The sequence below is a fragment of the Advenella sp. RU8 genome, from assembly GCF_048381675.1.
Taxonomy (GTDB): domain Bacteria; phylum Pseudomonadota; class Gammaproteobacteria; order Burkholderiales; family Burkholderiaceae_B; genus Advenella.
This window is the reverse complement of record NZ_JBLWIS010000002.1, coordinates 174,163-195,441: the sequence shown is the minus strand read 5'-3', so window position 1 is coordinate 195,441 and position 21,279 is coordinate 174,163. Positions and strand designations below refer to the sequence as shown.

General features: G+C 48.6%; 22 protein-coding genes. 4 read left to right on the top strand and 18 right to left on the bottom strand.

Features of this window, described 5'->3' with window-relative positions; genetic code table 11:
• Positions 1 to 15: 15 nt before the first annotated feature.
• Positions 16 to 285, bottom strand: coding sequence for a Flp family type IVb pilin (locus ACM5Q9_RS03460; RefSeq protein ID WP_418143331.1), 270 nt, complete (start codon positions 283 to 285; stop codon positions 16 to 18).
• A 170-nt stretch (positions 286 to 455) separates the two neighbouring features.
• Between ACM5Q9_RS03460 and ACM5Q9_RS03455 the strand changes: the two genes are divergently transcribed.
• Positions 456 to 1,232, top strand: coding sequence for an IclR family transcriptional regulator (locus ACM5Q9_RS03455; RefSeq protein ID WP_418143330.1), 777 nt, complete (start codon positions 456 to 458; stop codon positions 1,230 to 1,232).
• A gap of 82 nt (positions 1,233 to 1,314) precedes the next feature.
• Here ACM5Q9_RS03455 and ACM5Q9_RS03450 read toward each other — a convergent pair whose 3' ends face one another.
• From ACM5Q9_RS03450 to ACM5Q9_RS03415, 8 genes are all read right to left on the bottom strand, one after another.
• Positions 1,315 to 2,481 carry an acyl-CoA dehydrogenase family protein gene (locus ACM5Q9_RS03450; RefSeq protein WP_418143329.1) on the bottom strand — a complete coding sequence of 389 codons (1,167 nt, stop codon included), beginning with the start codon at positions 2,479 to 2,481 and terminating at the stop codon, positions 1,315 to 1,317.
• Positions 2,478 to 3,701, bottom strand: coding sequence for a CaiB/BaiF CoA transferase family protein (locus ACM5Q9_RS03445; protein WP_418143328.1), 1,224 nt, complete (start codon positions 3,699 to 3,701; stop codon positions 2,478 to 2,480). The genes ACM5Q9_RS03450 and ACM5Q9_RS03445 overlap by 4 nt, the downstream gene beginning before the upstream one ends.
• The gene (locus tag ACM5Q9_RS03440; protein WP_418143327.1) at positions 3,688 to 3,972 is read right to left on the bottom strand and encodes a tripartite tricarboxylate transporter substrate-binding protein; all 285 of its coding nucleotides are present in this window, start codon (positions 3,970 to 3,972) and stop codon (positions 3,688 to 3,690) included. The genes ACM5Q9_RS03445 and ACM5Q9_RS03440 overlap by 14 nt, the downstream gene beginning before the upstream one ends.
• A 179-nt stretch (positions 3,973 to 4,151) precedes the next feature.
• Positions 4,152 to 5,171 (bottom strand): ABC transporter ATP-binding protein, encoded by a 1,020-nt coding sequence (locus ACM5Q9_RS03435; protein WP_418143326.1) that lies wholly within the window; start codon positions 5,169 to 5,171, stop codon positions 4,152 to 4,154.
• Between the two features lie 3 nt (positions 5,172 to 5,174).
• The gene (locus ACM5Q9_RS03430; RefSeq protein WP_418143325.1) at positions 5,175 to 5,954 is read right to left on the bottom strand and encodes an ABC transporter permease; all 780 of its coding nucleotides are present in this window, start codon (positions 5,952 to 5,954) and stop codon (positions 5,175 to 5,177) included.
• Positions 5,947 to 6,783: an ABC transporter permease gene (locus tag ACM5Q9_RS03425; RefSeq protein WP_418143324.1), complete on the bottom strand. Its 837-nt coding sequence runs from the start codon at positions 6,781 to 6,783 to the stop codon at positions 5,947 to 5,949. Before ACM5Q9_RS03425 ends, ACM5Q9_RS03430 begins: the two co-directional genes overlap by 8 nt.
• Entirely contained in the window at positions 6,780 to 7,595 is an 816-nt protein-coding gene (locus ACM5Q9_RS03420) for an alkaline phosphatase family protein (RefSeq protein ID WP_418143323.1), read from the bottom strand. Before ACM5Q9_RS03420 ends, ACM5Q9_RS03425 begins: the two co-directional genes overlap by 4 nt.
• Before the next feature lie 10 nt (positions 7,596 to 7,605).
• Positions 7,606 to 8,655, bottom strand: coding sequence for an ABC transporter substrate-binding protein (locus tag ACM5Q9_RS03415; RefSeq protein WP_418143322.1), 1,050 nt, complete (start codon positions 8,653 to 8,655; stop codon positions 7,606 to 7,608).
• 304 nt (positions 8,656 to 8,959) lie between these two features.
• Between ACM5Q9_RS03415 and ACM5Q9_RS03410 the strand changes: the two genes are divergently transcribed.
• A complete protein-coding gene (locus ACM5Q9_RS03410) occupies positions 8,960 to 10,207 on the top strand; it encodes an MFS transporter (RefSeq protein WP_418143321.1) in 1,248 nt (415 codons plus the stop codon).
• Here the strand turns inward: ACM5Q9_RS03410 and ACM5Q9_RS03405 are convergent.
• Positions 10,181 to 11,503: a hemolysin family protein gene (locus ACM5Q9_RS03405; RefSeq protein WP_418143320.1), complete on the bottom strand. Its 1,323-nt coding sequence runs from the start codon at positions 11,501 to 11,503 to the stop codon at positions 10,181 to 10,183. The two genes, ACM5Q9_RS03410 and ACM5Q9_RS03405, sit on opposite strands and share 27 nt — an antisense overlap.
• A 120-nt stretch (positions 11,504 to 11,623) precedes the next feature.
• Entirely contained in the window at positions 11,624 to 12,598 is a 975-nt protein-coding gene (locus tag ACM5Q9_RS03400; RefSeq protein ID WP_418143319.1) for a glutathione S-transferase family protein, read from the bottom strand.
• A 323-nt stretch (positions 12,599 to 12,921) separates the two neighbouring features.
• Here ACM5Q9_RS03400 and ACM5Q9_RS03395 point away from each other — a divergent pair, with 323 nt between their 5' ends.
• Together ACM5Q9_RS03395 and ACM5Q9_RS03390 are read left to right on the top strand one after the other, a co-directional pair.
• Positions 12,922 to 13,302: a response regulator gene (locus tag ACM5Q9_RS03395; protein WP_418143318.1), complete on the top strand. Its 381-nt coding sequence runs from the start codon at positions 12,922 to 12,924 to the stop codon at positions 13,300 to 13,302.
• Positions 13,303 to 13,307: 5 nt separating this feature from the next.
• Complete coding sequence (locus ACM5Q9_RS03390) at positions 13,308 to 13,637, top strand: Hpt domain-containing protein (RefSeq protein WP_418143317.1); 330 nt, start codon at positions 13,308 to 13,310, stop codon at positions 13,635 to 13,637.
• On the opposite strand, the gene ACM5Q9_RS03385 is transcribed toward ACM5Q9_RS03390, so the two are convergent.
• From ACM5Q9_RS03385 to ACM5Q9_RS03355, 7 genes are all read right to left on the bottom strand, one after another.
• Positions 13,624 to 15,042 carry a glycosyltransferase family 2 protein gene (locus ACM5Q9_RS03385; protein WP_418143316.1) on the bottom strand — a complete coding sequence of 473 codons (1,419 nt, stop codon included), beginning with the start codon at positions 15,040 to 15,042 and terminating at the stop codon, positions 13,624 to 13,626. The two genes, ACM5Q9_RS03390 and ACM5Q9_RS03385, sit on opposite strands and share 14 nt — an antisense overlap.
• Positions 15,039 to 16,076, bottom strand: a complete 1,038-nt coding sequence (locus tag ACM5Q9_RS03380; protein ID WP_418143315.1) for a HEAT repeat domain-containing protein — start codon at positions 16,074 to 16,076, stop codon at positions 15,039 to 15,041. Before ACM5Q9_RS03380 ends, ACM5Q9_RS03385 begins: the two co-directional genes overlap by 4 nt.
• Positions 16,077 to 16,084: 8 nt before the next feature.
• Complete coding sequence (locus tag ACM5Q9_RS03375; RefSeq protein ID WP_418143314.1) at positions 16,085 to 17,110, bottom strand: YaiO family outer membrane beta-barrel protein; 1,026 nt, start codon at positions 17,108 to 17,110, stop codon at positions 16,085 to 16,087.
• Positions 17,111 to 17,166: 56 nt separating this feature from the next.
• On the bottom strand, positions 17,167 to 17,541 hold the full coding sequence (locus ACM5Q9_RS03370) for a response regulator transcription factor (protein ID WP_418143313.1): 375 nt from the start codon (positions 17,539 to 17,541) through the stop codon (positions 17,167 to 17,169).
• A 222-nt stretch (positions 17,542 to 17,763) separates the two neighbouring features.
• Positions 17,764 to 19,392, bottom strand: a complete 1,629-nt coding sequence (locus tag ACM5Q9_RS03365; RefSeq protein ID WP_418143312.1) for a hypothetical protein — start codon at positions 19,390 to 19,392, stop codon at positions 17,764 to 17,766.
• A complete protein-coding gene (locus tag ACM5Q9_RS03360) occupies positions 19,370 to 20,245 on the bottom strand; it encodes a sensor histidine kinase (RefSeq protein ID WP_418143311.1) in 876 nt (291 codons plus the stop codon). Before ACM5Q9_RS03360 ends, ACM5Q9_RS03365 begins: the two co-directional genes overlap by 23 nt.
• Positions 20,161 to 21,153 carry a CHASE3 domain-containing protein gene (locus tag ACM5Q9_RS03355; RefSeq protein ID WP_418143310.1) on the bottom strand — a complete coding sequence of 331 codons (993 nt, stop codon included), beginning with the start codon at positions 21,151 to 21,153 and terminating at the stop codon, positions 20,161 to 20,163. Before ACM5Q9_RS03355 ends, ACM5Q9_RS03360 begins: the two co-directional genes overlap by 85 nt.
• Positions 21,154 to 21,279 lie beyond the last annotated feature (126 nt).

The window sequence follows — 21,279 nt, the reverse complement described above, 5'->3', positions numbered from 1 at the left end:
GTCGCCTAACCCTCATTATTGGCCGCCCGTACCTGCGTTGCCGGTAAAGCTTTTCAAGGACTTGGCGGTGGTTTGTGCCGATGCAGCCTGCGCGGCATTTTGTGCTGAGGCGGAATATTCAGTACCGTCTTCACCAGCCAGTTCGCTGGCCATGGCTGCAGTTTGCGAGCGTATGACCTGACCAAACAATTGGTACACGGCAATGGCTGAAATGGCGACTAGGGCAACAATAATAATATATTCCGTCATCCCTTGGCCGCGCTGCCTGAAATTGGCTGTTTTCATGAAGACTCTCCTTATAAATAGCAACAGGCATAGTTTGCTACTACCCTCATGAATCAACAATTCGCAGAAACCGAAGTAGCCAAAAGCATCATGGACAAAAGGGCGCATTTTGCAAATTGCGGCACAGCCCCTATAATTTGCCCTGATCAGTTGAACAATTACCCCCAGCCATGACCACCAAACCTACTTCCGATAAAGCGCCCAAAGAAACCAATGTCAAAACGGCTCTGCGGGTAATTGAAATTATTGAAATTTATGCCAAGGAATGCCGGCCCCTGGCCCTGTCAGAATTGGCCAAGCTATTGAACGCGCCCATGTCCAGCTGCCTTGCGCTAATCAGGACACTGGTCAGCCTGGGTTATCTTTATGAAACCAACCGTCGCACTGGTTATTATCCAACCGGACGCTTGCTGGCCATGGCACAAAAAATATCTGCCGCAGACCCCGTGCTGGAACGTATTTACCCCAGTCTTGAAGAACTGCGCAACATTACCAATGAAACGGTTGTGATTGGCAAACTGAACACCAATCACAAGGTGCTTTACCTTGAGGTATTGCCTTCCTTAAACCCGATTCATTACGTGGCAATTGCCGGGGAACAAAAAGAAATCAATGCCAATTCCTTGGGCAAGGCCCTGTTTTCCACCTTAAGCGATAATGAAAAAAAGGACGTTTTGAACAGCATCCCCTTCCATGCGTTCAATAAAAAAACCCTGTCTGGCAAAGAAGCTTTTTTGCAGGATATTGACGCTTCGCTTGAAAGAGGATGGTTTGCCAACTTTGGCGAATCCATGCCCGATGTCGGTGCACTGGCTTGGCCAGTGATGCTTTCAGGCAGCCATTACGCCATTTCAATAGCCGGCCCCTTGTATAGAATCCAGGAAAATCTGGAAGACTTTGCCCAAAAGCTGCGGGTTATCAGCACCTTTATTGAAAAATCTGCCTGAAGGCAAGATGGCAGCTGTTTGATGGTGGCGCAAAACCAGCGCTCCAAACAAACAGCCGCCAAAATACAACTTCCAGCCTGAATCAATAAGATTTGGGTAGCCCCAGTACCTTTTCAGCAATAAAACACATGATTAATTGCGGGCTTACCGGTGCGATCCGGGGAATGAAGCTTTCGCGCAAATAGCGCTCTACATGATATTCCTTGGCATATCCCATGCCACCCAGGGTTTGAATGGCCGTTTGGCAAGCATTAAAAGCCGCTTCAGCGGCCAGATATTTGGCCGTGTTGGCAAACTCACCGCAAGGCTCGCCGCTATCATAAAAATGTGCTGCCTTGCTTACCATCAAGTCGGCTGCTTCCAGTTGCATCCAGGCCTGTGCCAGCGGATGCTGTATGCCCTGGTTGGTACCAATGGGACGGTTGAAGACAGTCCTTTCCTTGGCATACTGCACCGCTTTGGAAAGCGCTACCTGCCCCAGGCCAACGGCCTCGGAAGCAATCAAAATCCGCTCTGGATTCAGGCCATGCAAAATATATTCAAAGCCGCGCCCTTCTTCACCAACACGATCTTCTTCAGGAACTTCAAGCCCGTCAAAAAACAGCATGTTCGAGTCTACGGCCTTACGGCCCATTTTTTCAATTTCCCGCACCTCTACATAGTCACGGTTCAGGTCGGTATAGAACAGGGACAGGCCTTGGGTGGGTTTACTCACTTCCTCTAGCGGTGTGGTACGGGTCAGCAACAGCATTTTGTTGGCCACTTGGGCGGTGGAAATCCAGATTTTACGTCCATGAACCACATAATTGTTTCCGTGTTTTACTGCCCTTGTTTTAAGTTTGGTAGTATCCAACCCGGCATCGGGTTCGGTAACGGCAAAGCAGGCTTTTTGCTTGCCCTGAATCAAAGGAGGCAAGGCCCGCTGCTTGAGGTCTTCCGAACCAAACACCACAACCGGATTCAGGCCAAAAATATTCATATGAACGGCCGATGCCCCGGTAAAACCCGCCCCCGAACGGGAGATGGTTTTCATCAACAAGGCGGCTTCGGTCATGCCAAGCCCTGCCCCGCCATATTCTTCAGGCATGGCAATACCCAGCCAGCCGGCTTCGGCCAGGGCCTTGTAAAAGGCCTCGGGATATTCACCATCAGCATCCCGGGCCAGCCAGTATTCATCATCAAAATCATTGCATAGGGTTTGTACTGCGGCAACCAGCATTTGCTGGTCATCTGTCAACTTGAAGCTCATCTTGCCCATTTCCTTTCATTTTTAATCAATTCATCAAGAAGCGATTGATCCAGTCCGGATTCTTTCAATACTTCTTCAGTATGCTCACCCAAATTGGGTGCATGACGATAAATCTTCAGCGGCGTTTTTGAATAAGTACCCAAGGTACCCGGTGTCCTGATTCGACCTTCGGTGGGATGATCCATCTCCACCACTTGAGAAACCGCCTTGAGATGCGGGTCTTCAAGCAAATCTTCCACGCTGTATAGGGGCGCCGCTGGAATATCCGCATTGGCCAACAGGTTCAGCCAATATTGACTGCTATTGCTTTCCAGCACCTGTGCCACAAAGCTGTAAACGTCGCCAATATTTTCTGCCCGCACCGTATGGGTAGAAAAAATAGAGCCTTCCAGCAAGTCTTCCCGGTTGATGAGTGTTAAAAAACCCTTCCAGTGCTTATCGTTATAAATCAATACACTGATATAGCCATCACGGGTTTTGTAAGGTTTACGGTGATGTGCCAGCAAGCGGGCATAACCCATATCCCCTTGGGAAGGCACAAATGTTTTTCCACCCAGATGATCGCCCAGCACAAACTGGGCCATGCCTTCAAACATGGGAATTTCGATGGACTGCCCCTTGCCGGACATTTTGCTTTGTAATACCCCGGCCAGGCAGGCAATGGCAACCTGCAGGCCAATCGTGCGGTCAGCCAGGGTAAGTGGTGTATAACGGGGCTCATCACCCGAATTTTTCTCATATAAAACAGGAATACCCGTCATGCCCTGAATCAGGTCATCATAGGCAGGTTTTCCGGCATAGGGGCCATCATTGCCAAAACCATAAGCCCCTACATAAACAATCGCAGGGTTCTCCGCAGCAACCTCCTCATAAGACAGGCCCAGTCGTGCCATGGCCTGCGGCCGTACGTTATACAAGAAAATATCAACCGTTTTGGCCAGCGCCAGGCAGGCTTTCCTACCCTGTTCTGTTTTCAGGTCCAGTACAACCGACCTTTTATTACGGTTAAGATGAAGGTAAAGTGCTCCCATGTCATCATGCACCATCGGACCCACTTTACGCATCCCGTCGCCTGCAGGAGGCTCCACCTTGATGACATCTGCCCCAAGGTCTGCCAACATCTGCGTGGCAAATGGCCCCATTACCACACTACTTAAATCCAGCACACGGATACCGCTCAAGGGCCCAGGATTGGGTGAATGTTCATTATTTTTGCTCAATGCCAGCCGCCTTAATCAAATCACCCCACAAGCCGTATTGCTGTTTCACAAACTCGGCAAACTCTTGCTGTGTGCCACTAAACGCATCAAAACCCAAATCTGCCTGTTTTAACCGGATTTGCTCATCTTTCACGACTTCATTAATCGTGGCATTCAGTTTTGTCACCACATCATCAGGCATGTTTGCCGGGCCTAAAAATCCATTCCATGAATTAATATCAAAATTATTCACCCCCGCTACTTCACTTTCTCTCACAATCCACTTTGCCATTAAGACCCCCTACTCAATTCACTATAATGAATTAATTTTCACACATATGAATTTATTTGTATTTTAGGGATTCTACTGATTTCGACAGAGAAAAAAAATACCGGCCTTGTTAAGCCGGTATCAATGTCATCAAAAAGCCACGAATAGAGGTATGCTATTTACTGGAAACGAAATAGCCTTCAATCATCCAGAACAACGCATTCACAAGGATCAAGGCGCAGGTAAACTTTGCTGCCAATTTCCAGATCGGGTAGAAACCGGTTGTTCAGGCTGTCTACCGTCAGTTCTGTATCTTCTGTCCTTACCTTGCACCGCACCACGCTGCCCAGCAAATGTTTTTCAGTGATCAAAGCGGGAATTGGACTGGATACCTTCTCACCAAAAGACAGCGATGGATGATCGAGGATAATCGCCTCGGCCCTGATGGCCACCCCGTTGGGTGTTTGCATGCCCAACCAGCGCCTTGTATTAACGGCATCCAGGAAATTATAGGTACCCATGAACTGGGCCACCATATTGCTATTGGGACGGGCATACAATTGCTCAGGCGAACCGGATTGCTCTATTCTGCCGCTATTCATCAGAAAAATACGATCAGACATCGTCAGGGCTTCTTCCTGATCATGCGTCACAAAGATTGTCGTTAACTGCAACTCCTGCTGCAACTGGCGAATTTGCTGACGCAGGTGGCGGCGAATGCGGGCATCCAGGGCAGACAGGGGCTCATCCAGTAACAAAATGCGTGGCTCCATCACCAGCGCCCGGGCCAAGGCAACCCGCTGGCGCTGGCCACCAGACAGTTCATGCGGCATATGCTTTTCCTTGCCGTTCAATTCAACACGTGCAATTGCCTGCTTGACCTTGTCTTGTACCAAGCCCTTGTCCATTTTTCGCAAATTAAGGCCAAAAGCAATATTGCCTTCCACCGTCATATTGGGAAACAGGGCATAACTTTGAAACACCATGCCAATGCCGCGATGCTGGGCCGGTGTAAAAGTGATATCTTCATTTTCCACCTGAATATAACCGCTATCAGGCTGGGTCAACCCCGCAATACACCGCAACAAGGTAGACTTGCCACAACCACTGGGTCCGAGCAAGGTTACAAACTCACCCTTTTTAATGGTAAAGCTCAACTCATCAAGGATAACAGAGTCGCCAAATCGCTTGGCCAGGTTGGAAACGGTTAAATAGGACATAACTTAGGTTTTATTGAATCGGTTGGCAAGCAAGGTAAACAGCAAAATGAACACAAAATAGCTAATCACGATTGCACTGGTAAAGTGACCGCTGGTTTGGCGCATATTAAACAGGTATATCTGCAAGGTTTCAAAGCGGGTACCCACCAGCATATTGGCAAACACAAACTCGCCAAACAAAAGGGAAAAGGCAATAAACCAGGCGGAAGCAATACCTTTGCGTATATTGGGCAACACCACTTGCATGAAACCCTGGAAACCGCTGGCACCCAGCAAACTGGAGGCATCCATCAAATCCCGCAGGTTAAGGGCGCGCAGGTTGTTAACCAGGGATCGGTACATGAATGGCAAAACAATCGTGAAATAGCAGCCCACCAGAATCCAAGGCGTGCCCATCATGGGTGAGCCTGAATAAATTTGCAGCAGTCCGGCAGATGCGACAATTGGCGGCATGGCAAATGGAACCAGAATCACCAGGTCCATGATTTTCTGCAATTGCGGATAACGGTATTCCATCATAAAGGCCATGGGCACAATCACCAGCAAGCTTACAACCACAGACACTATACAAAGAAAAATTGACCGCCCAAAAGCCATTAAAAAGCGCGAATCGCTCCAGAGCTGGATATACCATTGCAAACTTAATCCATCAGGCAGGATGGTTGCTCCCCAAGCCGTAGAAATGGAATACAGAAACGTAGCCAGCAAAGGAACCAGTAAGATCAACATGACCACGCCAATCACCAGCAGATGCAAGCCCTGCCTGGACTCATGCTTATGCATAACGCCTCCTGCGCATCAGCCACTGGTTTACCACCGTCACCATCAACAACTGTGCCACTAATACAATTGAAAGAGCAGCCGCCAGGTTCGGGTTCAGGGAAATATCGCCCGCCACCAAAGCCCCGATGCGGATCGGAATCAGGTTCACATTACTGGCCGTTAGCGCAAACGCCGTGGCATAGGCACCCAATGCATTAGCCAACAGCAAAACAAATGTGCCCAGCAAGGAAGGCATCAGGATAGGCAACACCACCTTGCGCCAATAATCAAACGTACTGGCCCCCAACAACCGGGACGCTTCTTCCCAGTCATCTTGCAAGGCATCAAACGCGGGGTACAACAGCAAAATAGCCAATGGAATCTGAAAATACGTATAAACCACCGTTAGCCCTGCACGGGTATATAAGTCAAACCCGCCCAGAAAGCCCATTTTATTCAACAACAACGTAATGGCACCATTAGTTCCCAAGATGATAATGAAGGCAAAAGCCAGCGGAACGCCGGCAAAGTTATTGCTCATATTCACAAATGCAATCACAAAACGCCTAACCTTGCCCTGCACAAACCGTAATGAAGAAGTGGCAAGCAGGCCGATCAGCAACGCCAGGAAACTGGAATACAGCGATAGCCAGAAACTGTTTTCAATCGCAATCAGGTAGAATTTGCTGCCTAACACTTTTTCATAATTGGCCAGGGAAAAACCACCTCCCTCTTCCATAAAGCTGTTAACCAATACCCAGTAAGTGGGGGCCAGGCAAAACGCTGTCAGCATTAATGCAAAAGGCAAAAAGACCCACAAATGGGCCCTGGAAGGCTTGGGTGGGATCATGACAGAAAAGCTTTCAGTTCATCGTTGTGCGTGACAGGAATACCCAAGGCCAAGGCACACAAATCACGTATCTGAATCTGTTTGATCTCCATGGCACGGGCCGTATGGTCAAAACCGTCTCCCACCAGATACAAAGGCACTTCCCTTTCTTCAGGTAAATTTCCGCCATGGGAACAATCGGCATTCATGCCATGATCAGCCGTCACGATAATGCGATAGCCCTGTTCCTGCCAGATTGGCAGATAGTGCGACAGAATAACATCCACATGGCGGGCGGCATTACGATAATCTGCACTGTCTCCGCCAAAGCGATGACCCATATCGTCCACATTCATGCTATGAATGAACAAAAAATCGGGATTATGGCTTGTACGCAGATGCTCTGCATCCAGCAACAGATGGGAATCAGGATACGTATCTTCGTGATAGAAAATACCATGCTGGATGGGCAGCGACTCATCGTCGGTAAAACGGTCGCGCACCGCATCATACGGCGCGCGATTATAAAGTTCGCTGATCCAGCTATAAGCGGCAGCTGCGGTTTTCAGCTTGGCCTGACGGGCAAGATGAAAAATGCTTTGCTGTTGGGAAAGCTGCACAATCTGATTGTGCCGAATGCCCGAAACCACCGGGTTGCTGCCCGTTAAAATACACTCATATAAGGGGCGCGACAATGACGGCAGCTCGCACTGCAACTTGAACACTGAAGCCTGGCGGCTTTCACACAAAGCATGCAGATAACCCATCGCATGCTTGGCAACGTGCCAGCCCAGGCCATCAATAAGGATCAGAATAACTTTATGATGATTCATGGCAGCTTGATTATTGATGGATCAACACGTGTTCCTGCATCAACTCAGGCAACTGCTTGGATACGGCATCCCAGGCGGCTTGGTCTTTGATGGGCTGAACATTTTTGTAAGCCTCAGCAGGCAGCAACCTTGCCTTTGCCTCTTCTGTCAGCACTACCTTGTCACGAATCGGGCGTGCATAGCCCTTGGCAAGATTGTTCTGGCCAGCATCGCTGAATATGTATTCACGCGCCAGCTTGGCCGCATTAGGATGTTTGGCATATTTGTTGATAATCGTGGCATAGCCAGCCATGATAGAGCCATCTTCAGGAATCACAACCGTGAAGCGCTTGGGGTCAATCTGGTCGCGGTAGTTCAGTGCATTGAAATCCCACAGTACCCCAACCTCAACCTCGCCCTTTTCAAGGGTGGCCAAGGTGGGATTGCTTAAAGAAAGGCGTTTTTGCTTGGCCAATTCACCAAACAGTTTCAGCGCAGGCATCACATCCTTTTCATTGCCACCCAAGGCAACAGCCGCAGCCAGCACTGCATTATTCGCTTGGGCAGCCACACCCACATCACCCAAGGTTACCTTGTAATTTCCCGTAGCCAGGTCTTTCCAGCTTTTGGGTGGATTTTTTACGGTGTCATTATTGATCATGAAGGCAATGGCTCCGGTATAGGCAACCGCCCAATGACCGTCCTTGTCTTTCGCCCATTCAGGAATTTCATTCCAGGTAGTGGGTTTATAAGCTTGCGTTACGCCCTTTTGAACAGCGACGGGCCCAAAGCTTTGGCCAACATCACCAATATCGGCGGTGGCATTTTCTTTTTCTGCCGCGAACTTGGCAATTTCCTGGGCAGAAGACATGTCGGTATCCTGATGCTCCAGTCCGTATTGGGTTTTCAGGTCAGCCCAGGTGTCTTTCCAGTTGGCCCATGAGTCAGGCATGCCCACACTATCAACTCGACCTTCTTTTTTTGCTGCTTCAACCAGAGAAGCCAAATCTGCGGATTGCGCTTGTGCCACCAATGGCAACGATGCCAGGCATACAGCCAGCCATGCTTTTTTCAAACTCATTTTTCTTCCTTGGGAAAATAAACAAGGCACAAAATATGCCTTTTACGTAAGAGTAAGGAGGAAACGAGTATAGGGGCGCTTTATTGCGAATTGATGACATATGCTACAAAACCCAAGCCTTGGGTCATGCGCACTGTCCCGGCTAACATGGTTATTCATAAACCCAAAAGCCTATTATTACCAGTATCAGGTATAAGCTATACCAGTATAAGAAATGGTCTTGTTCAGGATTCATGTTTCCCATAATAATAAAGATAGTTCATAAAAAATCACCTCAATCCTTTCAGCAGAACAAGGCAATAAAGTGCAAACAATCCAAGAAGAAAACCAGGAACAACACTGGAAACGCAACTTGTATGTGTGCGTATTCGGTTCATTTACAACCTTGATGGCCATGACGCTGGTGCTGCCGTTCCTGCCTATCTATATTGAAGAACTGGGCGAAACTGATCCGGCATCAATCATCCGTTGGTCTGGCTATGCCTTTAGTGCCACCTTCCTGAGTGCAGGCCTGATGGCACCGGTTTGGGGTAAATTTGCCGACCATTTTGGCCGCAAGCCAATCCTGATCCGCGCCAGCCTGGGCATGGCCTTTTGCATCGCCTTGATGGGCATGGTCAGCAACGTGCAAGAACTGGTCGGCCTGCGTCTTTTGATTGGCATTCTGGGCGGGTATGCCTCGGGGGCCACCATACTGGTTGCCACACAAACCCCTAAAGCACACACCGGCTGGGCAGTAGGCACCCATGCCGCAGGCATGCTGGCAGGCAACCTGCTAGGGCCGTTGGTGGGTGGTTTTTTACCCGGTTATATGGGTATTCGCAATACTTTTTTTCTGGCGGCAGGGGTAATCTTCATTGCCTTTCTGGCCACCACCTTGCTGATCAAGGAAACCAGCTTTAAAAGAAAACCGGCCGCAAGCCAAACCGCCCACCCGTCACATGGCTTCTGGCACAACGCCCCTAGCCGCAATCTGGTCCTGTTGATGCTGGCCTGCGCCTCCTTGTTAATGTTTGCGAATTATTCAGTAGAACCCATCATCACCATTTATATGGCCAGCCTTCACACCATCACGGCAAACATTCCCTTGCTGGCCGGCATTGCCATTTCAGTCACCGCCTTTGGCAGCCTGTTGGGATCAGCCAGAATCGGACGGCTGGGTGACCGCAAAGGGCACCTTCCGGTGCTTATTGGCTGTTTTCTGTTTACCGCCCTCACCTTGCTATTGCAGGCATTTGCCACTGCAGACTGGCAGTTCATCGCGTTAAGGTTTTTGATGGGAGTCGGCTTAAGCGGCCTGATGCCGGCCATTACAGCCCTTATCCGGCATAACGTAGCCGGCAATATTGCCGGTACTGTCCTGGGGTATTCCACTTCGGCCCAGTATCTGGGCATGGTTCTTGGCCCGCTTGCCGGGGGCATGGTTGGCAACCTGTATGGCATTGATACCGTGTTCTACATGACGGCCGGCATTATGGCAAGCGCAGCAATACTTACCGCAATCACCAGAAAACGGCAAGATAAATTAAAGATTAACGGGACCTTGCATTGATCCGTCATGCCGGGTTACCAGCACCTGGTCAATCCGGTAGTTGTCAATGTCCACGACTTCAAATTTGTAGCGGTTATACAGAACAAAATCAGTGGGTCGTGGCACTTTGCGCAACTTATACATGATGAATCCGGCGACGGTTTCGTAATTTTCAAACCCCTCAAACTCTTTTATTTTAAGCGCCGCCATCACGTCCTCAATAGGGGTCATGCCATCTACCAGCCACGATTGGTCATCACGTTGCACGATCCACTCTTCCTGAAGGGAACCTACCAGGTCACCCATGACAGTATTCATGACATCTTGCAAACTGAGCAATCCCACCACCATCGCGTATTCATTCATGATCAGGCTAAAATCTTCTTTGGCGGCACGAAACTGTTCTAGTGCTTCAAACAGGGTCAGGGTGTCGGGCAATACCAGAACCTTTCGTACAATGGGCGCGGTCCTGAGCGATAAATCCTTGCCTTGCAATATACGGGGCAAAATATCCTTGGAATCGACATAACCAATGACGTGATCTAGCGTATCCTGGCAAACCGGAAATTTACCATGGGGAAACTCGGCAATTTTCGTGCGGATATTTTCTTCTGTCTCATTCAGGGAAAAATACACGATACTTTCACGCGGGGTCATGGCTGACGGTACCGTGCGTGAATCCATCTCGAATACGTTACGAATCATGTATTGTTCTTGCTGCAGCACCCCACCACCCTGCGCACCGGCTTCGGCCAGCGCCACAATATCATCACCGGTAATTTCTTCTTCGCGCACTTGCGGCACCCTCATCAAACGAAGAATGATATTGGCCAAACCGCTAAACAGCCATACCAAAGGCGCAAACAGCAGCATGCAAAATTTCATCGGTTTAACCACAGCCATGGCCTGTTTTTCTGGCTGGGCCATGGCAAGCCGCTTCGGCACAAGATCAGAGAACATCACAAACGATGATGTCACCAACAAAAAAGACAATAAAAATGACAAGGTACCCAGCAAAGGGCCGTTATATACGACTGAAATTAAATTGGCCACATAAGGTGACAAGGTACTCTCACCGACAATACCCGCCATGATTGCCACGGCATTTTGTCCAATCTGGATCACGGTGAAAAAATTGCCGGGGTTGTCCTGCAATGCCAGTACCTGGAGCGCTTTGGCATTGCCATCATTGGCTAACAGGCGAAGCTTTATTTTGCGCGAAGCGGCAAGGGAAATTTCTGCAATGGAAAAAAAACCGCTAATCACAACCAGCAGTAAAATAAAAAGCACATTTACGAGCAAATCACCAGCCAACATAAAAAACCATTAAGGATTTATAACCCCCTGATTTTGTACCATTTGCCCGGAAATGGCAATCATGAATACCCTACGCCGGGCAGAAATGGGCATTTAGCACGAACCAGTTTAATGAACGCCCTAAAACACCCTGCTGGCAGGCTGTATCAAGTCCAGCAACGGGCCCATGGGTACAATGCGATTAGGGTTGATCATATCGTGGCTACGGTAATAATGCTGTTTGATATGATCAAAATTTACCGTGGATGCAATACCCGGAACCTGATACAGTTCCCGCGTATAGCTCCATAAATTGTCATAATCCACCAAACGTTTCAGATTGCATTTGAAATGGCCATGATAAACCGCATCAAAACGAATCAGGGTGGTAAACAGGCGCCAGTCGGCTTCGGTTATCAGGTCGCCTAACAAATAGGGCTGGCGTCCCAGTATATGTTCCAGTTCATCCAGGCAGTGAAATACATGGCTGACTTCTTTTTCATATACCGTTTGGACGGTGGCAAACCCGGTTCGATAAACCCCGTTATTAATACCCTCATACACCCATGCGTTGATTTTATCAATGTCATTCAGCAATTCTGCAGGCGCATAATTGCCAGGCTTTGCACCAATCCCGTCAAACGCCGAATTGAACATGCGGATAATTTCCGATGATTCATTGTTCACGATCGTATTTTGCTGAAGATCCCACAGTACCGGCACCGTCACTCGTCCGCTGTAAGTTGGCTGGGCCCGTAAATAAACCTCATATAAATACTTGGCATTACCTACCGGATCAGCAATCACACCCGGGCCCGGCTCAAATGTCCAGCCGTTTTCAGCCATATATGGGTTTACGACTGAAACCGAAATCATTTGCTCCAGGCCTTTTAGCTTACGCATGATCAACACCCGATTAGCCCATGGACAAGCCAGAGAGACATACAAATGATAACGTCCTGCCTCGGCCTTGAAGCCCCCCTCTCCGCTTGGGCCTGCACTGCCATCCGGAGTAATCCAGTGACGGAACTGGGCATCAGTGCGAATGAAGTTACCCCCGTTGCTGGCTGTGTCATACCATTGAGAAAGCCATTTTCCTTCTACCAATAAACCCATTATTCCTCCTTTCCATTGCTAAATCATGAATGACAGCTCTCCGTTAAAAAACGAATTTTTAGATTGGCCAGGATTCAAAAAATGGATCTAAACAAACCATCACGGAAAAGCGTTTGATATTGTCATCTTAACTGAAACAAATTAATTAAAAAATCCATTATCTGGACAGAATAGTTCTATAAATGGAACAAACACAGAAGTTGTAACAAACCCAAGAACAAATCATGACAAACCAATTCTTGACGGCAAGAGGCCCAACCCCTACCATTTGCTGTTTAATCAGGTTGCTATAATACCAAGGCAACAGTCATACGGAATAATCCATGTCTTCAATACGCCTTCTTTACATAGACGATGAACCTGATATTCGGGAAGTCGCCGTTTTCTCGCTAGAAATGGATCCGGACCTTGAGGTTCGCTCATGTGAATGCGGAAAAATGGCCCTGGAACTGATTCCAGAATGGAAGCCGGATATTATCCTGCTGGATGTCATGATGCCTGACATGGATGGACCCACAACCTTTGCCCATATCCGGCAATTGCCAGGCTGCGCGGATATTCCTGTTGTTTTCATTACAGCAAGGGCCCAAGAAGATTACGTGCAAACCTTGTTAGCCATGGGGGCCGTAGGTGTCATTGCCAAACCATTCGACCCCATCACTCTGCCTGAACAGGTGCGCAACTTTATTCCAAGCAAGCTGTAATACTAATGAGTTCACAAGATAATACCAAGTGGCTGCAATTACGTGCACGCTTTCATGAACGCTTGCAGCGCGAGCTGGCACAACTGCAAACGCACTTACCATCTACCATTAACCTTCGTACGGAAGAGGACTACCAGGCCCTTTTGCATCAAGCCCATAAACTGGCCGGTATTGGCGGCGTATTTGGCTATGACGAGATCAGCACTTGTTCCCTGGCCCTGGAAGCATGCATCATGCAAAGACAAAATACACAGGACATCAATACGGCATTGCAAACGCTAATAGCCACCATCTCGGCCATCCTGCAAAATGACAGCCCGGTTAGTCCCGTTTAAAACCAACCCGTGGCATGGCCTCCCAGCGTGAATCCTTGCGCAGGAATTGCCACCAGCCACGCAAACGCCAAATGCCATTCAATTGGCGGTAACCCAGGTTTTCTATCAGCGCTGCCAGGCCCAGCCTTAGCAAATCAGCCATTCTAGGATATCGGCGGACATCCAGTTCAGCCAGTACCATTGAGGCAACGCTGAAAAAAGTACCCGCCAGGAATATCAGCGCCATAAATGCCCACATGTACTCAACATCCAAAGTGCCTATCCACCAAAAAACCGGTAACAGCACGTAGCCCAGGATTTCAGCCAGTGGCCCAATCACATCCACCAAAAAAATCTGTCCCATGCCAAGCATACCGATTCGGCCGTAACGCGGGTTGAACAGCATATGGCGATGCCTGAAAAAAACTTCCAAAGCCCCACGCTGCCACCGGCTTCGCTGACGCTTGAGCACAGTAAGTGTTTCCGGCACCTCGGTCCAGCATAAGGGTTCTGGCAAAAAAACAATATTGTATTTAACCTTGCGCTCTATCATCAGCGCATGCATCTTCAATACCAAATCAAGGTCTTCACCCACGGTATCGGTACTGTAGCCGCCCACATCCACCACTACATCCCGCTTGAACACGCCAAATGCGCCAGAAATAAGCGTAAGGGTTTTCAGTTCGCTCCAGGCAACCCGGGCAACTGAAAAGGCACGCATGTATTCAAGCACTTGAAAAAGCGCAACCAGGCGTTTGGGGGTGCATACCTTGACAACACGCCCACTGGATACACTGCAACCATTAACTACCCGTACCGAACCGCCCACGGCTATCGTACGGCCGGGCTGGTCGACAAAAGGTTGCACCATTCGCAGCAATGCATCGGACTCAATAATCGAATCGGAATCCATGGCGCAAAATAAAGGCGAGCGTGACACATTGATACCTGCATTCAGGGCATCCGCCTTGCCACCGTTATGCTTGTCCACCACCACCAGATTCGGGTAACTGGCCGAACGGTAAACACCTTTGATGGGCTGATGGGGAGCCACCTCCTGAAAAATACGATAGGATGGTTTCATCCCAAACTCATTAATCAAACAATCAAGGGTTGCATCTTTTGAGCCATCATTTATAACAATGATTTCCATCCTTGGATATTGCAAGGCCAGCAATGCCTTAGTGCTTTCCACCACACCTGCCTCTTCGTTATAGGCGGGTGCCAGAATAGAGATAGGTGGGCAAGTTGCACTGTAACGATGCCATAGCAAGGTAGACTCAATGCTTGCCCTTTCCGGTTTCAGGGCTCGAATTGCGATTGTCACTTGCAAAAAATACAGCAAGTTCTGTGAGAAGCCAACCGTAATCAATGCAATGGCAAGTATCTCTACCAAGTAGTGAAACCATCCGATTTCTGCAATCATTCAACTCCCCTGGTGTATTCAAGCAACGCCATAGAAGCCATATCACTGGCTTCAAGTGCACCGCTGGCCTGCACCTTACGCAAGACTGACAAGCCTTTTTCACCACAGCCGGCCAATGCCTCGGCCGCCGCAAAACGCACCCACCAGGAATCATCGGCCAACAGTTTGGCCGCATGATCATACAACGCTTCCAGCTGTATCTGCCCAACTGCCCTGACGGCAGCAGCACGCACGCGGTATTGCTCATCGTCAAGCAAGCGTTCAATGGCCTCTTTAGCCCTTGGATGCCCTAGTGTTCCCAGGCCCTGCACGGCGACTTCACGTAATGGCGCCAAAGCGTCGCTGGTCATTTCAATAAATATGGGCAATAGCGTTAAGTCACCGGTGTTAGCCAAAGCACTAAGCGCTGATACCCGGCGCTCTGGCAACACTGAAGTGTCCCGCACCAACGCAAGTAAATCATCGGTCTGGTGTAAGGCCAGTTGTTTGAACAGACCATCAACCAGGGCAGAGTCTTCCCAATGCATATCGCGTAGCGCTGATGCGGGCACCTGACGTTGCTGGTGAGCCAAAGAGCGGGCTGCTGCAAGACGCAACTCGGGGTTTGAGGCCGTCAGGGACGCGCTCAAAGCCTCGGCAACTTCATCAGTATTAAAAAAAGCCAATGCCTCTGCGAATTTTATGCGTTGGCCCGAACGCCCCCGAAACAACTCGGTCAGCATATATGTTTGTAAACCCAGATCTTTGCATAACCCAACCAGACGGGCATGTTCCTGGCCCTCTAGCAGCGAAGCCATATGCGTTAGCAGCCGGACCATCTGGCGTGGGTTTGCTTTAGCTGCCTGCTGTAACATGCTTACATCAGCATCGGGTGTATGAAGCCAGATAACAATGGCTTTTTTTAATTGTGCCGACAAAACCTGATCACGTTTATCTTGACGCTGCTTTATAAACCGCAGGCACAACAACACCACCATGGCCAGAATTGAAACCAGAAACAATCCAAGAGAGACGGCCCAAATGGCATATAGCATATCAGCAATTAAAACCGGTAAGTCAGCCCGACACGGACGCTGTTACGATCATAAATTCCTGAAAGCTTTTCATGTGCCAGATTCAGGTTAAGTGCAAAAACAGGACTGACATCATACACGCCTCCCATGAAAAACGTACGGGTGCGCAACGTGAGGCCATCGCTGGATTCTGGCGCATTGGCAAAACCCGCCAGCAAGCGCAGATCAGGCTTGGCTTGCCAATCCATCCGCAAGGAAAAACCGCTTTGGAACCGCTGCTTTTCATCCCTTGCGTTAATCGAATTGACCGTGATCCAGACATGATCATCGCCAAGATACTGTCTGATACCCGCATAAGCAGACCAGGTATTGCCGGTGTTATAACGGCTAAAACGCAGATTCAGCAAAGCATAGGTCGCGTTCGGACCCGCTGAATTATTCAGGCGATATTCCCCCCCCAGGCCCACGGCCGCTTTAGGAAGAAAATCGGCACTGGGTGTGCCACCCACATACAAATAGCCTGTTAACCGGTCTGCAAACCGATGATCAACTCTTAACTCACCATAAGTGTCAGTCTTATTGTAGCGACGACTGATATCCATGCCACCCGAAATCGTGGTCTCTTCATTTGCTTTATAGGATAGCCGGAAACCACCCTCTTTCCAGTATGGCCTGTCTCCTGAAAGATGACTGCGGGTGACGCCCAAATCAAGCCGGTAACGGGGTTCCATGGAATCAGGCAAGACCTTTTCCGGCACTTGCCTACGCCTGGCCTGAATTCGTTCAAGCGCTTGTTGGGCATCCGTATAATTGGGTGCCAATTGCAATACACGCTGCAGCACTGGCTCGGCTTCGTTATCCCGACCACTGGCAGAAAGCGCAAGACCCTGCTGCAAGAGCAAATCAACATGATCAGGCTGCAAGACCAAAGCCTGACTAAAAAAAACAATGGCCTCGGCCGGGCGGCCATCAAGACGGGCCCGCACACCTTCCTGATAAAGCCGGTCTATATTATGCGTAGTGGAAGCCCATGCCATGACACCAAATAAAAGCATTAACAACCCAGATCCCGCGCAAGCAGCATGCCTTAGGTGCTTCATCAAGGTGACTCTTACAATGGCACAATATTCGCAATACGGGACATCAGCTCTTCGGGCTTGAAAGGCTTTTGCAGATAATCAGCCGCCCCCGAACGGAATGCGCCCACAATATCTTCTTCCTGGCGCTTTGCCGTTAACATTAATACTTGTGTATCAGCCAGTGCTCCTTCAGCCTGCAAACGCCTGAGCAAAGCAAAACCATCCAGCTCTGGCATCATTGCATCAAGCACGATTAAAGCGGGTTTATGTTGCAAACACGCTTCATAAGCCGCTAGGCCATCGGCCACAGATATAACCGAATAACCACGAGCAGAAAGCTTATATTCCAGTAATTCACGCAAAAGCTCATCATCATCGGCGATAAGAATCATAGGGGACTCATTCATGCATAACTCCTTTTTTATACCCGACACTGCCTGCCATTTCATTATGTAAAGGTAATGATCTCAACTGTTATCAGGAGCCTGAGTGTATTTTAATAAAACGATTAATCTATTATTTAAACATATTGATTGATTGGCGTTGATTCTTTTTATCTATAAACCTCATAAACCAATACTTAATCACCAGATGTTAAAACGATTTACTAACACTCTAAACAATAACGATTAATCAAACAAGCCATGAAAAACCATCCCTGCATATGAGGCCCATGCCCTTAGCGCAGCTTGTAATTGACGCCCTGTATTCAGCATAGCAGCCGTTTCACCCAAAAAACTAATCCGGGATGCTGGTACGGTTACCTGCCCTGCTTCCAAATAGCCAAGACCCTGCTCCAACAAAACCGGCTTGTCAAAACGCAAGGCGTTCCCCTTACCGGCATTGGCAAGCAACCATAACGTGGCAGGCTTTCCGGCCTCTGCGGCAATATAAGACTGGATCAAATCATCAGGCAAAGGGCCTGCCTCCAGGGCCACATAAACCGGTACCCCCTTTGCTGACCCCCATGACAGCAAGGGCTCTGCCACTTGTTGAATGACCGGTTCCGCTGTACGGTAAGCCATGATAGTGATGGAGTCGGCCGTTTCACTTAGCCCCCCAAGCACCGCTGTAGCCATGGGTGATTGTGGCAACCAGAATGGCAACACCATATCCAGTTTCAATTCACTTTGCGCTGCCAATACTTGAAGCGTTTGCGCCCACTGCCGGCCTGTTTCTTGTGGATTGGCACGGTAATCTGGCAATAAATAAGGTTCAATATCATATTGAATACCCCCCAGGCGAGACGACTGCGGTACGCTGTCCTGATAGCGATGGATGGACTGTAAGCGCTGCAATGCATGCTCACGCCCACTGGGTAAAGCCATGGCAGGATCACCTTCAACGGCCCATATGTCAATATCATGGCGTTTTGCCATGGCAATAAAGCCGGAAAGCAACTCCTTATTTACCACGTCCCCGCCACTGGCAGGAACATCCAGGGCAATATAAAGACGCTGCAAGCCAAGTTTTCTGGCTTCATTCACCAACTTACCAGGGGCCTCAAGCCAGCGTTTGGCGTTCCAGACCCAGGCAGCCCGCAAGCCGGAAGGTGCCACCGGGGCAGGCACCAGCTCAATGGACCGAATTTGCAGACTGGCCGTATTCAATGGACAGATTATGGTAAATGAAAGCAGTGACACATCTGGGGATGGTTTTTCAACCCTATAGTCTGGCATTAGTGTAGCCACGCGATCAAGCGAGATGTCAGCCGCAAGGCTACCATTAGCTACCGCAACAGGGACCAGAAGCCGCGCATCTTTACCCGCTGGTGAAACACCCCACTCAAAGCCGGCATCGCCTTGTGCCAACACGCGCAAAGCCGCCTTTGCCCCAAATGGCATCCTGGCAGACACTGGCGTAAATAACACCCCCGCGGTCTGACTACCCGCCCGGCAATCAATCGTTAACTCATTATCCTTGCCCTGTACCACCTCTACACGCTCTTCTACCCCAAATGCGCGTACCGACAAGAATTCAAGCAAAGAAGACCCAAGGGGCAAAGCAGGAAGAACCGTTGTTGTACTTTCTTGTATGTTGAACTCTACGCTAGAAGGAGCAAATTGATTGTCTTTCATCACACCATTTACCTGAATCCGCTGCCCGGGACTTGTCGGCATTTCGAGGATATCAAGTTGCCACATAGGTGATAGAGTAGCCGCACGGGTCGTTGAAAAAAACACCCACGCCAGTAAAAACACCATGACGACAAATGCCGTACATCTACCTGGAAAATCAAGCCTCGACAGGAGCATCACTTCTACCACCTATGATTGGCAACTCAATATAAAATATAGTCCCTGAAGATGACGTTGTGAAACCAATCCGACCATCCATTTGCTCGATAATTTGCTTCACAATACTCAGGCCCAGGCCCGTGCCCCCTTTATTTGCAAAACCCACTCCCGTTGCCTGGGAAAACTTGGAAAACACCAAGGGAATAAAGTTCTCGGGAATACCTGGGCCATTATCGGAAACCTCAATCCGCACGCCGATTTCACCAGGCAAAATCCTGACTAGAACCGATGCATCTACAGGAGAAAATTTAATGGCATTAGATAACAAATTATTGAGAACCTGGCCCAGACGGAAGGCATCGGTATGTAAAGCCACTGACTCCGTCTTATCCTCAAGCTGGACAATCACTTTTTTATCCTTGGCCATGGGAGAAATACCATCTATGGCGTCAACAACCACATCTCTCAATATGAAATCAGCATTATTGAAGACCATTTTTCCCGCTTCCAGCTTCTCGATATCCAGAATATCATTCACCAGCTTGATCAGCCGTTGCGTATTACGCTCGGCAATATCAATCAATTGCAGGCATTTTGCGGGCATATGTTTGCTAAAATTATGAATCGAAAGTTTAAGTGCACCTGCAATCGACGTTAGCGGTGTACGTAACTCATGACTGACCGTAGCAATAAACTCATTTTTAATCTGTTCCACCCGCCGACGCTCTGTAATATCCCTGAACGAAGTCAGATAAAAAGTATCCTCACCTTGCTCAGCCTCACTGATGGCTAACTCAACTGGAAAAACCTGTCCATCCTGTTGAACGGCATTAACTTCAATAACACCACCTTTCTCGTATTCAAGCTTGTGCATATCCAAAAGTGCAGCTTTGCGCAGGGACAATCATCAGCCAGTAAGGTAGCAAAGTGACGGTTTTGAGAAAAGTTACCCCGTTCTATTTTAAACATCCGCAAAGCTGCCGGATTCATGGCTTCTATGATTCCCTCGGCATTAACAATCACCAAAGCATCAATAGACCCATAAAACATGGCCTGCTGACGGGTCATTTGCAATCGTAATTGCCGCTCTATCTTGTCTCGATGACGCAAGTTAACCGAAACAAGCCAAACCAGCGCAACAATCAGCAAAATAATGCCTGCCATAAGCACAAGCATTATGATGCGTCCACGAAATATTTGCCGGGCGTGTTCCTGACTTAATGCCTCAATATTCTGGTCATGACGTACTTTTAGCTCTGAAGAAACCATACGGACCTGCTCCATAAGATCGGTTCCTGAAACTAAACTGTCATAAAAAGAAGTCCTCATTTCCTGATTGGCACGTTGAATACTAATAACCAATGTTTGCAAGCGCTGATAGACCAAATCCAGTAATTGCCTTGCCTTCTCAACGTTTATCTTGTCATCATCAAAACGGGCTACCTCAAACTCCTCTAACTGACGCAAAAGACTAAGTTGAACCGACTTAAACGTATTAAAAAAGGCATGATCTTTCGTAAGGATATAAGTGCGCTGAGCCGTTTCAGCATAAGACAGATCAGCCATCAATCTGGATAATACCGCTCTTGTAACATATGCCTGGTTAAGCTCCTCAGATATCTTTGCTTCGTCGGTGGTTAGCTTCCAGTCCAGGGCAGCCAACCCAAGAACAAGAATACAAATACCAACAACAGCGGAGTAGATGAAAAACAAAGGTTTGTTTTTTTTGGGAGGACGAGGCGACATATCAAACGGCATTCCAGCAATAAAATTTTTAATCATTTTTACCCAGTGATTTTGTCTTATTTACCCCTGAATGGCAATCAAAACCCACATCCTGCAAACAGACTCACTTATTTTTGAAAAACAGCCTTGAAGACCTGTAAAACAAAGCCCGATATTACACCG

Bases quoted from the DNA above. Each gene is read 5' to 3' on its own strand.
- ACM5Q9_RS03375 (WP_418143314.1), bottom strand. From the start codon at position 17,110: ATGCTTTTATTTGGTGTCATGGCATGGGCTTCCACTACGCATAATATA.
- ACM5Q9_RS03385 (WP_418143316.1), bottom strand. From the start codon at position 15,042: ATGATTGCAGAAATCGGATGGTTTCACTACTTGGTAGAGATACTTGCC.
- ACM5Q9_RS03455 (WP_418143330.1), top strand. From the start codon at position 456: ATGACCACCAAACCTACTTCCGATAAAGCGCCCAAAGAAACCAATGTC.
- ACM5Q9_RS03440 (WP_418143327.1), bottom strand. From the start codon at position 3,972: ATGGCAAAGTGGATTGTGAGAGAAAGTGAAGTAGCGGGGGTGAATAAT.
- ACM5Q9_RS03395 (WP_418143318.1), top strand. From the start codon at position 12,922: ATGTCTTCAATACGCCTTCTTTACATAGACGATGAACCTGATATTCGG.
- ACM5Q9_RS03425 (WP_418143324.1), bottom strand. From the start codon at position 6,783: ATGATCCCACCCAAGCCTTCCAGGGCCCATTTGTGGGTCTTTTTGCCT.
- ACM5Q9_RS03435 (WP_418143326.1), bottom strand. From the start codon at position 5,171: ATGTCCTATTTAACCGTTTCCAACCTGGCCAAGCGATTTGGCGACTCT.
- ACM5Q9_RS03450 (WP_418143329.1), bottom strand. From the start codon at position 2,481: ATGAGCTTCAAGTTGACAGATGACCAGCAAATGCTGGTTGCCGCAGTA.
- ACM5Q9_RS03370 (WP_418143313.1), bottom strand. From the start codon at position 17,541: ATGAATGAGTCCCCTATGATTCTTATCGCCGATGATGATGAGCTTTTG.
- ACM5Q9_RS03390 (WP_418143317.1), top strand. From the start codon at position 13,308: ATGAGTTCACAAGATAATACCAAGTGGCTGCAATTACGTGCACGCTTT.
- ACM5Q9_RS03400 (WP_418143319.1), bottom strand. From the start codon at position 12,598: ATGGGTTTATTGGTAGAAGGAAAATGGCTTTCTCAATGGTATGACACA.
- ACM5Q9_RS03380 (WP_418143315.1), bottom strand. From the start codon at position 16,076: ATGCTATATGCCATTTGGGCCGTCTCTCTTGGATTGTTTCTGGTTTCA.
- ACM5Q9_RS03360 (WP_418143311.1), bottom strand. From the start codon at position 20,245: ATGCACAAGCTTGAATACGAGAAAGGTGGTGTTATTGAAGTTAATGCC.
- ACM5Q9_RS03420 (WP_418143323.1), bottom strand. From the start codon at position 7,595: ATGAATCATCATAAAGTTATTCTGATCCTTATTGATGGCCTGGGCTGG.
- ACM5Q9_RS03415 (WP_418143322.1), bottom strand. From the start codon at position 8,655: ATGAGTTTGAAAAAAGCATGGCTGGCTGTATGCCTGGCATCGTTGCCA.
- ACM5Q9_RS03460 (WP_418143331.1), bottom strand. From the start codon at position 285: ATGAAAACAGCCAATTTCAGGCAGCGCGGCCAAGGGATGACGGAATAT.
- ACM5Q9_RS03405 (WP_418143320.1), bottom strand. From the start codon at position 11,503: ATGTTGGCTGGTGATTTGCTCGTAAATGTGCTTTTTATTTTACTGCTG.
- ACM5Q9_RS03430 (WP_418143325.1), bottom strand. From the start codon at position 5,954: ATGCATAAGCATGAGTCCAGGCAGGGCTTGCATCTGCTGGTGATTGGC.
- ACM5Q9_RS03355 (WP_418143310.1), bottom strand. From the start codon at position 21,153: ATGATTAAAAATTTTATTGCTGGAATGCCGTTTGATATGTCGCCTCGT.